Genomic DNA, 12,316 nt, shown 5'->3' with positions numbered 1-12,316 from the left:
AGCCGCCATATCCCCTTTCTCAGCAACCAGGGTTCTCTGTAGATATATCCAATGCTTACTCTTCTTTTCTTTGTCTTTTCATGTATTGTAATTAAGTTTAGCTTCTATTCTAATATTTGTCAAGATACATTTTGCCTGGGCATTGTTTTACACCAAATTGAATATACATGTAAAAAGCAATATTGGCTGCCGAAAGGAGTTACGATATAGTTTCTATATCAACCTCATTATGAAATTCAAAAAAATTATATCTGTTTTTCTTATTTTTCTTCTTGTAATATCAATTACAAGTTGTAAACAATCTGATATTCCGAAAGAATATACAGATCTCACCTATGATGAATACATCACCAAACTATTTCAGAAAGAAGTAAACTCTGACAGCATTACTTTAAATTACACCCTTGCACATCCTGAAAACTTTGGCATTAAGGAAATTGAGCCAACCTTTGGCGAATATTCTGCCAAGTCAATAAAAGAAGATTATGCTGCTGCCGAAAATTATATAAAGGTACTCAAATCTTACCCATATGATTCATTAACAGAAGAACAACAAATTACATACGACGTTCTTTATAACTATTTACAGGATCAATGTGTACCAGGTAAATTAATACTATATAACGAAATTTTAAGCCCTACTACAGGACTACAGGCACAATTACCAGTTCTCTTAGCAGAATACAATTTTTATGACAAGGAGGATATCGCAAATTACATTCAATTACTCTCCACTATTAAAGATTACTTTTCTGAAATTGTTGAATTTGAAAAAACAAAATCTAAAAAAGGGTTATTTATGAGCGACACTACCCTAAACCAAATTATTGAACAATGTACTACTTTTTCTAAATCAAAAGAAAATAATTATTTAATTGACATATTTAATGAAAAAATCGATTCTTTTGAAGGTCTTTCAGAAGCAGAGGCGGAAGCTTTTAAAAATAAAAATAAAACAGCAGTGCTAGAGTACGTACTTCCTGCATATGAATACCTTATTACAGAGCTTTCCACCTTAAAAGGTACTACTAAAAATGAATATGGACTTTCTCACCTTCCAAATGGAAAGGAATATTATGAACATTTAGTACGAATCTACACCGGTTCAGACAAATCAGTAAAGGAAATTGATAAATTGTTAGATGCAACAATATCCAGCTGCATCCAAAATATAAAACAAATCGCCAACGACGATGCTTCTATTTACGAAAAGATTCAAACCTATGATTACCCGCTTACTAATCCCGAGGAAATTCTTGATTACCTGCAAGAGGCAGTTTCTGCTGATTTTCCTCCACTAGAAGAGGTTAACTGTTCTATCAAGTACGTGCCCGAATCACTAGAAAATTATTTAAGTCCTGCATTTTATTTAACACCTGCATTAGATTGTTACAATGAGAATTCTATCTATATTAATGGAAGTGATCAATATGATTTAAACGATATTTTTACAACTGTGGCACATGAAGGTTATCCTGGTCACTTATACCAAAATGTATATTATAACCAACAGCATCCTAATCCAATACGCTGCATTTTAGGTTTTGGAGGCTATGCAGAAGGCTGGGCAACCTATGTGGAGTTATATTCCTATAAGCTTTCTGGACTTGATGAAAATTTAACTGAAGTTCTAATCAATAACATGATTGCAACTCTTTGCCTGTATGCAAAAGTTGATATTGGCATACACTACTATGGCTGGGATTTAAAAGAGACTTATAAATATTTGCAGACATATGGACTGACCAATACAGACAGCTTACTCTCCATTTACAATGCTATCATTGGAGAACCTTGTAATTATTTAAAATATACAGTAGGCTACCTAGAACTTGCCCAACTGAAAGAGAAAGCTGAAAAAGCACTTGGTCAAAAATTTATTCTGCTAAATTTTCATAAATTTATTCTGGATATGGGTCCCTGCCAATTTTATGTGCTTGACAAATACTTAGATAAATGGATTGCGGAGCAGCAATAGTTTAAAATTTAAATTTTTTTATCTTGTAAAATCAGGCAATACACAAAAACACTTTTGTTTTGATGTAATGCCTGATTTTTTTCATTTTTTTTGTGAAAAATATTGACATTTACAACCACATGAATTATACTTAGAGTGGAAAACGATTGATATTTGTATATTGCATTTGAACTGATTAGTTATGTTTTTAACAAATAAAACTTGCTTTATACCACATTTTTTTGTGGTAAATATATAAAATTCAGGAGGAAACAATACATGTCAACAAGAGCTTATTTTAAAAAAGACGAAATTGGTGCAGGTAAACCAGGTTTTGCAAAAACTCGTTCCATAATTGAAGCTGCTTTTTATGGAAATAACGTAGTTAAAGTAAACACCTTAAAGGAAGCTTATGAGTTAGCTAAAAACTCACCGGGAACAGTTGTTACAGATATGCCTGTTTATAGAGGAGAAGAATTTGGCCTTGAAAAAGATGCTAAAGTTCTTTTATTTAACGATGGTTCTATTACTGGACGTTATGCTGCTGCAAGAAGAATTGCTGGAGAACCTAACGTAAACTGCGATGAATTAGATAAAATCGTTATGGATGCTATCTATGATGCAAGATGGAAAACTATGTATCATGCAGAAGCTTTTATCGGATTAGATCCAGAATTTATGGTAAAAGTTCATCTTTTAATTCCAGAAGGCGAAGAAAACGTTATGTACTCTTGGTTATTGAACTTCCAGTACATGTCTGAAGAATATGTTAAAATGTATAAAAATTCAAAACCTGTAGGTAATGAACCTGATATCTATATTTTCTCTGATCCACAATGGGTTGGCACTACTAATCCAGCTTATGATCCAAAATGTATTTCTTATTTTAACACATCCCAAAACTGTGCTGCCATTTTAGGTATGAGATATTTTGGTGAACATAAAAAAGGAACTCTTACTATTGGATGGGCTGTTGCTAACCGTAACGGTTATGCTTCTTGTCATGGTGGACAAAAGAGATACAACCTTGGTGAAGGAAAATCTTATGTTGCATCTGTATTTGGTCTTTCTGGATCAGGTAAATCTACTATTACACATGCAAAGCATGGCGGAAAATATGATGTAACTGTTCTTCATGATGATGCATTTATTATTAATGCTGAGACAGGTTCTTCTATTGCTATGGAACCAACTTACTTTGATAAGACATCTGATTATCCAACATACTGTGATGATAACAAATATTTATTAACTGCTCAGAACTGTTCTGCAACAATTGATGAAGATGGTAAAGTTGTTTTAGTTACTGAAGATATTAGAAATGGTAACGGACGAGCTATTAAATCAAAATTATGGTCTCCAAACCGTGTAGATAAAATTGAAGAGCCAGTTAATGCTATTTTCTGGATTATGAAGGACCCTACTATTCCACCAATTATCAAATTAAAAGGTGCTTCTTTAGCTTCCGTTATGGGTGCTACTTTAGCAACTAAGAGATCTTCAGCTGAAAGACTTGCTGCTGGTGTAGATCCTAACGCATTAGTTGTAGAACCATATGCAAATCCATTTAGAACTTATCCATTAGTAAATGACTATGAAAAATTCAAAAAATTAGTTGCTGAACGTAATGTAGACTGCTACATTATTAACACTGGTGACTTCATGGGTAAAAAAGTTCAACCTAAGGACACTTTAGGCGTTATTGAAGCTGTTGTTGAAGGAACTGCTACATTTAAACAATGGGGTAACTTTGAAGATATCGAAATCTTCGAATGGGAAGGTTTTGTACCAAATCTTAACGACCCAGAATATGCTGCTTCCTTAAAGGCTCGTATGAATGACCGTGTTCAATTCGTTAAATCTCGTGAAACATTTAAAGATGGTTATGACAAACTTCCAGAAGACGCATTAGCTGCTCTTGAAAAAGTTGTATCTTCTTTATAATAATATAGTTAAATAATTATTACCCTGCTAGTTTATACCTATCATGTGTACAAACTAGCAGGGTAATTTTATTTTCATTATTAATGATACTGGCTTAAAAATGCACTAATGCTTTTTAATGCGCTGACCAACATATCAGCTTCATTCTGACTCAGCTTATCCAACACACCCTCTACCATTTCTTTATGAAATCTTTGATGATGTGCAAATGCCTTTTCTCCTTTTTCACTTAAAGTTATTAAAACAACCCGACGATCCTGATCACTTCGGGTACGCTGTACGTATCCTTTTTTTACTAGACTGTTAATTGCTATGGTGAGAGTTCCCACTGTTACCTTTAAGCTTTTTGCAACCGCAGACATATTTCTGGCACTTTTTGAACCAATTGCATCTATAATATGCAGATCATTACTGGAGATATCCTTAAACTCCCCCGTAATAACTGCCTTTTGTTCCAATTTTACTATATCATCCAATAACTTAATCAACAGGTCATTAATTGTCTCACTTGTTTCCATTTTATCACCTACTCTACCATAAGCTATTTTAACCTATTTTATATTTATTATACATTATAAATAGTAATGGTTCAAGTAATACCATAGGTGATACGCTATCGTTTTCTGACATCCCAGCATATTCTGAAACTTCCTCCGTCTTTGCTTATATTATTTATCATCTTTCCTTTTTTAAATTTTTTGCTCGAATCAGCGCTTCATCTATGTTAGCACAAAAATTTTCACTTCCTATTTCTTTGTTTAGACCAGCCTTCTTTAGCAATGACATTGGCTGTTCTTGTACATGTGACAGAATCAGCGTAATTTCATTTTTCTTGCACTTTTTTACCACATTTTCAAGAAAATGCACCGCCGTTGCATCCATTGCAGGAACACCCTTCATACGTAAAATAATAGCATTAATATTTTTTTCTGTTGGTATATTCATAAATTTTTCCGTTGCTGCAAAAAACATTGGCCCAACAATTTCATAGACAAGGGTATTTTTTGGAACTACCCTTAAACTGATTCTATCTGGATCATTTTCATTTTCCTCTTCCTCATCAATATATTTCCATCCTGCTATCTGCGTTACCTCTGCCATTCTTTTCATAAATAACATTGCTGCCAGCACAATTCCCACTTCAATTGCAACAACTAAATCAAATACCACTGTTAATACAAACGTTGTTACTAAAACAATAATATCACTTTTTGGCGATGTTTTTAATAAGGATAAGAACTCCCTCCATTCACTCATATTGTATGCCACCATAAATAGAATAGCCGCAATAGCCGGCATAGGAATTAATGCTGCATATGGCATTAAAACCACCAGAATAAGAACAAGCGCAATAGAATGCACCATACCTGCCACTGGAGTTCTTCCTCCATTTTTTACATTTGCAGCTGTTCTTGCTATTGCTCCAGTTGCTGGAATTCCTCCAAATAGCGCGGAACCAATATTTCCAGCACCCTGTGCGATGAGTTCCATATTAGAACGATGCCTGCTTCCTATCATTCCGTCGGAAACCACACAGGAGAGCAGTGACTCAATTCCTGCCAAAATTGCAATTGTAAATGCATCTGGTACTAAGTTTTTAACTGTAGAAAAATTAACAGCTGGAATTGACAGTGATGGCAGCTTATTAGATATATCATAAAGAGAGCCTATTGTATTCACTTCCATGTTAAATATTTTTACCATAAAAATACCAGCCAGTACTGCAATTAATGATCCCGGAATCCGGCTGCTTATTTTAGGCCATATGATTAAGATAGTAAGGCATACTGCTCCTACCAGTAATGCCTGCCAATTTAATGTGGCTATACTTGCAAAGCACTCTCTAGCTTTTTCTAAGGTTTCCACTGGAGAAGAATGAAACGTTAAGCCGCAGAAGTCTTTAATTTGTCCAATGAAAATGGTAACTGCAATTCCTGATGTAAATCCTGTTGTAATGGTATATGGTATGTATTTTATTAAACTTCCAAATTTAAAAATACCCATAATAATTAACATGATACCTGCCATAATAGTTGCAACTACTAATCCATCCATTCCATTTCTCGCCACAATACTGGCTACAATAGAAGCAAACGCTGCGGTGGGTCCCGCTATCTGTACCCTGCTGCCACCTAAGAAGGATATTACAAAACCTGCAACAATTGCCGTATATAACCCCTGCTCTGGGCCTACACCTGACGCCAGCGCCAGTGCAATAGAAAGTGGCAGTGCAATAATAGCAACAATGATTCCAGATACCACATCCTTCACAAATTGCTCTTTTGAATAGGTTTTCATAACAGAAAATAACTTTGGCTTTAATTTGTACATTTCATTTCTCTCCTTTAGTATTCAACAATACTGATCAATTTTACCATAAAAAATCCCCACCAAAAATGATGGGGAAATTTATTCTGAATATTAGTATATACACATAACTTTAAAATATCAATACAAAATTCAAATATCTATAGGTTTTTTATTTTTGCAATACTATTACTTATTAATACTATATGCTTCCTCTGCTGTAAACACACTAAGATTATTTGCAGCTAATGCCTCCACTGCCTTTTTTGGATCACTCACTTTTACAATAATAGATGCATTTTCTTCTCCAGTTCCTAATACATACATATATTCAACATTTAAATTAACCTCAAAAAATATCTGCAAAAGCTTTTGTAACATTCCTACATCATGTGGAAGTCTGACGGCAAGTACATCCGTAAGCATAGCAGAAAAACCGTTTTCCTTTAAAACCTGTTTTCCCTTGTCTGGATCTGAAACAATAAGCCGCAGCATTCCATATTCTGAAGTATCTGCCAGACTTAAAGAAACAATATTTATATTATGATTTGACAAAGTCTCGGTTACTTTCTCCAGACGACCCTCTCTATTTTCAATAAAAACAGATAATTGCTTTACAAACATATATGATACCTCCTCTTAAACCAGTTTCCGCTTGTCAATAACTCTTTTTGCTTTACCCTCACTACGCTCTATTGTTTTTGGCTCTACTAATTTAACCTTTACAGCTAGGCCAATTGCATTCTGTAATACATGAGCAATCTTTTTTGTCAGACCCTCTAACTGCTTAATTTCATCAGAAAAGAAACGTTCTTCTACCTCTACCCACACTTCCAGATTATCCAAATTATTAATACGATCAACAATCATTAAGTAATGAGGACTTGTTTCACCAATTTCCAACAATGCTGCCTCAATTTGTGATGGAAATACATTTACACCCCTAATAATAAGCATGTCATCAGAACGTCCTTTAAATCTCGATATTCTTGCAAGCGTTCTGCCACATTCACATTTGTCATAGGTAATACTGGTTAAATCCTTTGTACGGTACCTAATAAGCGGCAGAGCTTCCTTCGTAACAGTAGTAAATACTAATTCTCCTGTTTCACCTGCTTCTACTGGCTGTAAAGTCTCTGGATTTATTATTTCTGGAACAAAATGATCTTCAAATACATGTAACCCACAATGATAATCACAATCAGAAGCAACACCAGGTCCCATTATTTCACTTAATCCATAAATATCATAAGCTTTAATGTTTAGCTTTCTCTCGATTTCTCGTCTCATATTATCTGTCCATGGTTCTGCACCACAAATTGCTGCACGCAGCTTAATCTTATCCAAAGCATTTGCTTCTTCTAAGGTTTCAGCAATATGTAACAAATACGATGGTGTACATGCAATTGCTGTTACCCCGAAATCCTGCATCATAGTTATCTGCTTTTTAGAATTACCAGTGGACATAGGAACTACTGTTGCCCCTAAATTCTCAGCCCCATAGTGTACTCCCAAACCACCTGTAAAAAGACCATAACCATATGACACCTGAATTTTATCGTTCTTTCCCACATTCGCCATAGCCAAAACCCTGGCAACACATTCCTGCCAAATTTCAATATCTCTTCTTGTATATCCAACTACTGTTGCCTTGCCTGTTGTTCCTGAGGAAGCATGAATACGCACTACCTCTGATTCTGGCACTGCAAATAATCCAAATGGATAATTATCTCTCAAATCATCCTTTGTTGTATAAGGCAGCTTAGACAAGTCCTCAATCCCTCTAATATCACCTGGTTCAATTCCCATTTGCTGCATCTTCTTACGATAGAACTCTACATTGTGGTAAACTCTGTCCACCATTTTTCTTAGGCGAGCACCTTGAAGTGTTACGATCTCGTCCCGGCTCATACACTCTTTTGTTTCATTCCATATCATGCAAAAATTCCTCCACTTTACTAATTCATTGATTAACAACTTTTACATTATTATTCTTTAAAACTTCCTCTGCCATTTTCAATTGATTTACATGAAAAATCATTACAGGAGCATTATTCTCCCTAAGCACAAACGAATAAATATAATTTACACACAAACCGGCATCTGCAATAATATGCAGCACACGATCCAAATCTCCTGGCTGATCCACCAGCTCTACCCCAATTACTTCTGAAATTTTAACTACAAACCCCTCTTGTATCAGTACTGCCTTAGCCTCCTCTGGTTGGTCCACTACAATTCTCATAATACCAAATTCAGGGGTATCAAATGAAGCTGCCGCCTTTAAATTGATTTTATTCTCCTTTAGTACAGCTGTAACACCTGCCAGGCTTCCGACTTCATTTTCTACAAAAACTGATAACTGTTTTATCATACCACACCTCCAAAAAACTACAATTCATATCCTACCGTAAAAGCTTCCTTATTTATTTGAATCGTTTTAGGTGGAACTGTTTTTTCGATTACGTTATACCAGTCCTCTAATGTAAAATCCATATGTTTTGCCGCTAGTCCTAATACAATAATATTAAATACTTTTGTATTTCCCAGCTTTCTAGCCTCCGAAATAGCATCTATTTTCAAAACCTTATATTTCTTTTCTAACCCTTCAATGATATTAGCTGGATATTCAGCCGCACCTGTTACAACCGTAATTGGATCAATTCTTTGATCATTAACAATCAATACGCCATCCTTTTTCAAAAAATGTGCATATCTTAATGCTTCTAACCGTTCAAATGCAATTAAAACATCTGCCTGGCCTTCCTCTACAATAGGCTCTGCTACTTTTTCACCGTATCTGACAAAAGTTACAACGCTTCCACCTCTCTGCGCCATACCATGAACTTCGGAAAGCTTTACATCAAAACCTGCTTGTAATGTAATTCCCCCAAGAATACGGCTTGTTAACAAAGTACCCTGTCCACCGACACCAACTATCATAATATTTTTAGTCACCATATTATTCACCCACCTTTTCAATAGCACCAAATTTGCACAAACTCATACATAAGCCACAGCCATTGCACATTGTATCATTTATTGTAATTACACCATTTTCATTCTTTGTAATAGCTGGACAACCTGGTTTTAAACAAAGTCCACAATTCTTACATTTTTCCGGAACAGTTGTATACTGTACCTTAACAGGTGCTTTACTAAGCAATACACAAGGTGATTTTGTAATAATAACTGAAATTTCATCTCTTTGTGTTTCTTCCTTAATTACCCTTTCTAACTCTGGCAAATCAAATGCATTTACTTCTATCACATGTTGTATGCCCATAGCCTTACATAATGCTGGAATACTAATAATCGGCGTTTCTTCCCCTTGTAATGTTTTTCCTGTTGCAGCATGATCCTGATGTCCAGTCATACCCGTTGTTGAGTTATCCAAAATCATAACGGTTCCAGTTCCTTTGTTATATGCCATATTCATTAAAGAGTTAATTCCTGTATGCATAAAAGTAGAATCACCAATGACTGCTACCCAGTTTTTAATATAGTCTTTGCCCTTAGCCTTTTCCATACCGTGAAGGGAACTAATGCTGGCACCCATACAAATTGTTGTGTCAACAACATTTAATGGTGCTACTGCTCCTAACGTATAACATCCAATATCACCTGCGGCATGTATTTTCAATTTACCTAATACAGAATAAACGCTTCTATGTGGGCATCCTGGACATAAAATTGGTGGACGTGCCGGTATATCTTGTGGCGGAGGATCTAAATTTACTGTTTCTGGCTGAACTGCCTCTTGCTCTGCCACACCATGTCCCTTTCCATGTCCATGTGGTGGTGGATCCAAATTAATTGTTGTTCCCGAAATAGCCTTTCTTAAAAGATTGGCACTATACTCACCCTGAACTGTAAAAATCTCTTTTCCAATTGCCTTAATGCCCCATGACTTTACCTGTTCTTCAATTACTGGATCTAGCTCTTCTACAATATACAACGTATCTACCTTGGCAGCAAACTCCTCGATTAACTTTCTTGGCAAAGGATGTACAATACCAAGCTTTAGTACAGACGCCTCTGGCAGTGCTTCTTTTACGTATTGATATGGAATACCAGATGTAATAACTCCAATTTTTGTATCATTCATTTCTACTTTATTAATTGAAAATTCGCATCCATCTTGAATTAAATTATTAGTTCTTTTCTCTACTTCCAGATGTCTTAATTTTGCATTTCCAGGCATCATAACATTTTTTCTTATATTTCTCTCATATACCTTATCTTCTACTTCTTTTCTTTCTTCCAAAGTAACAATTCCTTGGGAATGGGACAGTCTTGTAGTAACCCGGACAATAACTGGCGTATCATATTTTTCACTCATATCAAAAGCAAATTTTACAAAATCTTTTGCTTCCTGGCTGTCTGACGGCTCCAGTACTGGCACCTGTGCTGCTCTTGCCACACAACGGGTATCTTGTTCATTCTGAGAACTATAAAGTCCTGGATCATCTGCTGCCACTAAAACAAGCCCTCCTGTAGATCCAATGTAAGATACCGTATATAATGGATCCGCTGCCACATTTACTCCTACATGCTTCATAGATGCCATGGCACGAACACCACTAATCGATGCACCAATTGCTACTTCCATGGCAACCTTTTCATTTGGTGACCATTCTGCATAAATCTCCTTATATTGCACAATATTCTCACTTATTTCTGTGCTTGGTGTTCCAGGATATGCCGCAGATACTTTTACCCCTGCTTCATATGCTCCTCTGGCAATTGCTTCATTTCCTAACATAATTTTTGTTTCTGCCACGATTAAATACCTTCCTTTCTTAAGTCAGTTACGCGTTTTGCTTTTCCTTCAAATCTTTGCAAACTGTTTGGTGCAACCAGCTTAATCGACGCAACAATACCTAAAACGGTCTTAAGCTGATGTTTAATTTTCTTTTCTAGTTCACCTAATGCTGCATAGGATTCTAATAATCCTTCATCTACAAGCTCAACTTTTATTTCCATTGTATCTAAGTGATTTTCTCTATTTACTGTAATCTCATAATGAGCACCAATTTCTTCTACTTTCAAAAGTACTTCCTCAATTTGAGATGGAAATACATTAACTCCTCTGATAATCAGCATATCATCTGAACGCCCTGACAGATTTTCCATTCTGACAGTTGTTCTTCCACATTTACATGGCTCATACATAAGACGAGTAATATCCCTTGTCCGATACCGGATTAACGGAAGTGCTTCTTTTTTCAGACAGGTAATGACTAATTCGCCCTTTTCTCCTGGGGGCAATACTTCACCTGTATTTGGATCAATAATTTCCGGCAGGAAATAATCTTCATTAATATGCATCCCGCAAAGCTCTGGACATTCTCCAGACACCCCTGGGCCAATTAATTCACTCATACCATAATTTTGTGTAACAAGCATGTCACTTCCCCACAAGCGGTGCATTTCATCTCTCATAGGTTCTGTCATGCCTTCTCCACCAAAAAGTCCAATTTTCACTTTAAGGTCTTTTTGAGGATCCAATCCCATTTTATGTACTACTTCTGCAATATGAAGTGCATAAGAAGGAGTTGCTACCAATACCGTGGTTTCGAAATCCTTCATGTACATAATCTGCTTTTCTGTATTTCCAGTGGAAGTTGGACAAACTGCAACTCCTAGATTTTCCAATCCAAAGTGTAATCCCAGTGCTCCTGTAAACATTCCATAGCCAAAGCAAATTTGTGCTGTATCCTCTTTACTGGCACCACCCATTACGGCTATTCTAGTGACGCACTCTGTCCACATATCCAAGTCATTTTTTGTACACCCCACAACTGTTGGCTTTCCAGTGGTTCCACTAGAGGCATGAATACGGACGAGTTCATTTTTGGGAACTGCAAATAATCCAAATGGATAATTGTCACGCAAGTCCTGTTTTACCGTAAATGGCAGTTTAGCCAAATCCGCTAAGCTCTTTATATCTTCTGGCTTTATATTAGCCGTTTCCATTTTTGCCCGATATGCAGGAACTTTTTCATAAACACGCTTTACCGTATCCTGCAATCGTTCCAGCTGGATTTTTTCCAGCTCTGTTCGGGACATGGTCTCTTCTTTTGCCCAAATCATTTGTTCATCCTC

General features: G+C 35.9%; 10 protein-coding genes. 2 read left to right on the top strand and 8 right to left on the bottom strand.

The features are described from left to right. The first annotated feature begins 229 nt into the window (after positions 1-229). Both BM305_RS16165 and BM305_RS16160 read left to right on the top strand, forming a co-directional pair. Complete coding sequence (locus tag BM305_RS16165; RefSeq protein ID WP_092563175.1) at positions 230-1,978, top strand: DUF885 domain-containing protein; 1,749 nt, start codon at positions 230-232, stop codon at positions 1,976-1,978. A gap of 258 nt (positions 1,979-2,236) precedes the next feature. Next, the gene (locus BM305_RS16160) at positions 2,237-3,901 is read left to right on the top strand and encodes a phosphoenolpyruvate carboxykinase (ATP) (protein WP_092563172.1); all 1,665 of its coding nucleotides are present in this window, start codon (positions 2,237-2,239) and stop codon (positions 3,899-3,901) included. 80 nt (positions 3,902-3,981) lie between these two features. Here the strand turns inward: BM305_RS16160 and BM305_RS16155 are convergent, their stop codons facing one another. The 8 genes from BM305_RS16155 to BM305_RS16120 all read right to left on the bottom strand — a co-directional run bounded on the left by BM305_RS16155 (position 3,982) and on the right by BM305_RS16120 (position 12,304). Beyond that, positions 3,982-4,419: a MarR family winged helix-turn-helix transcriptional regulator gene (locus tag BM305_RS16155; protein ID WP_092563169.1), complete on the bottom strand. Its 438-nt coding sequence runs from the start codon at positions 4,417-4,419 to the stop codon at positions 3,982-3,984. A gap of 157 nt (positions 4,420-4,576) precedes the next feature. Further along, positions 4,577-6,232 carry a SulP family inorganic anion transporter gene (locus BM305_RS16150; protein ID WP_092563166.1) on the bottom strand — a complete coding sequence of 552 codons (1,656 nt, stop codon included), beginning with the start codon at positions 6,230-6,232 and terminating at the stop codon, positions 4,577-4,579. Positions 6,233-6,397: 165 nt separating this feature from the next. After that, positions 6,398-6,832, bottom strand: a complete 435-nt coding sequence (locus tag BM305_RS16145; RefSeq protein ID WP_092563163.1) for an ACT domain-containing protein — start codon at positions 6,830-6,832, stop codon at positions 6,398-6,400. Positions 6,833-6,847: 15 nt separating this feature from the next. Next, positions 6,848-8,146: a phenylacetate--CoA ligase family protein gene (locus BM305_RS16140; RefSeq protein ID WP_092563160.1), complete on the bottom strand. Its 1,299-nt coding sequence runs from the start codon at positions 8,144-8,146 to the stop codon at positions 6,848-6,850. 25 nt (positions 8,147-8,171) lie between these two features. Next, entirely contained in the window at positions 8,172-8,582 is a 411-nt protein-coding gene (locus BM305_RS16135; RefSeq protein ID WP_092563157.1) for an ACT domain-containing protein, read from the bottom strand. Positions 8,583-8,599: 17 nt separating this feature from the next. After that, positions 8,600-9,169 carry an indolepyruvate oxidoreductase subunit beta gene (locus tag BM305_RS16130; protein ID WP_092563154.1) on the bottom strand — a complete coding sequence of 190 codons (570 nt, stop codon included), beginning with the start codon at positions 9,167-9,169 and terminating at the stop codon, positions 8,600-8,602. A 1-nt stretch (position 9,170) separates the two neighbouring features. Further along, positions 9,171-10,991 (bottom strand): indolepyruvate ferredoxin oxidoreductase subunit alpha, encoded by a 1,821-nt coding sequence (gene iorA / locus BM305_RS16125; protein WP_092563151.1) that lies wholly within the window; start codon positions 10,989-10,991, stop codon positions 9,171-9,173. 2 nt (positions 10,992-10,993) lie between these two features. Continuing rightward, complete coding sequence (locus BM305_RS16120) at positions 10,994-12,304, bottom strand: phenylacetate--CoA ligase family protein (protein ID WP_092563148.1); 1,311 nt, start codon at positions 12,302-12,304, stop codon at positions 10,994-10,996. Positions 12,305-12,316: the final 12 nt, after the last annotated feature.

It is taken from the genome of Anaeromicropila populeti (genome assembly GCF_900112775.1).
In the GTDB taxonomy this organism is placed as follows: domain Bacteria; phylum Bacillota; class Clostridia; order Lachnospirales; family Lachnospiraceae; genus Anaeromicropila_A; species Anaeromicropila_A populeti.
Note: the sequence above shows the minus strand (reverse complement) of the source record. Positions and strands in the feature narration are given on the sequence as shown.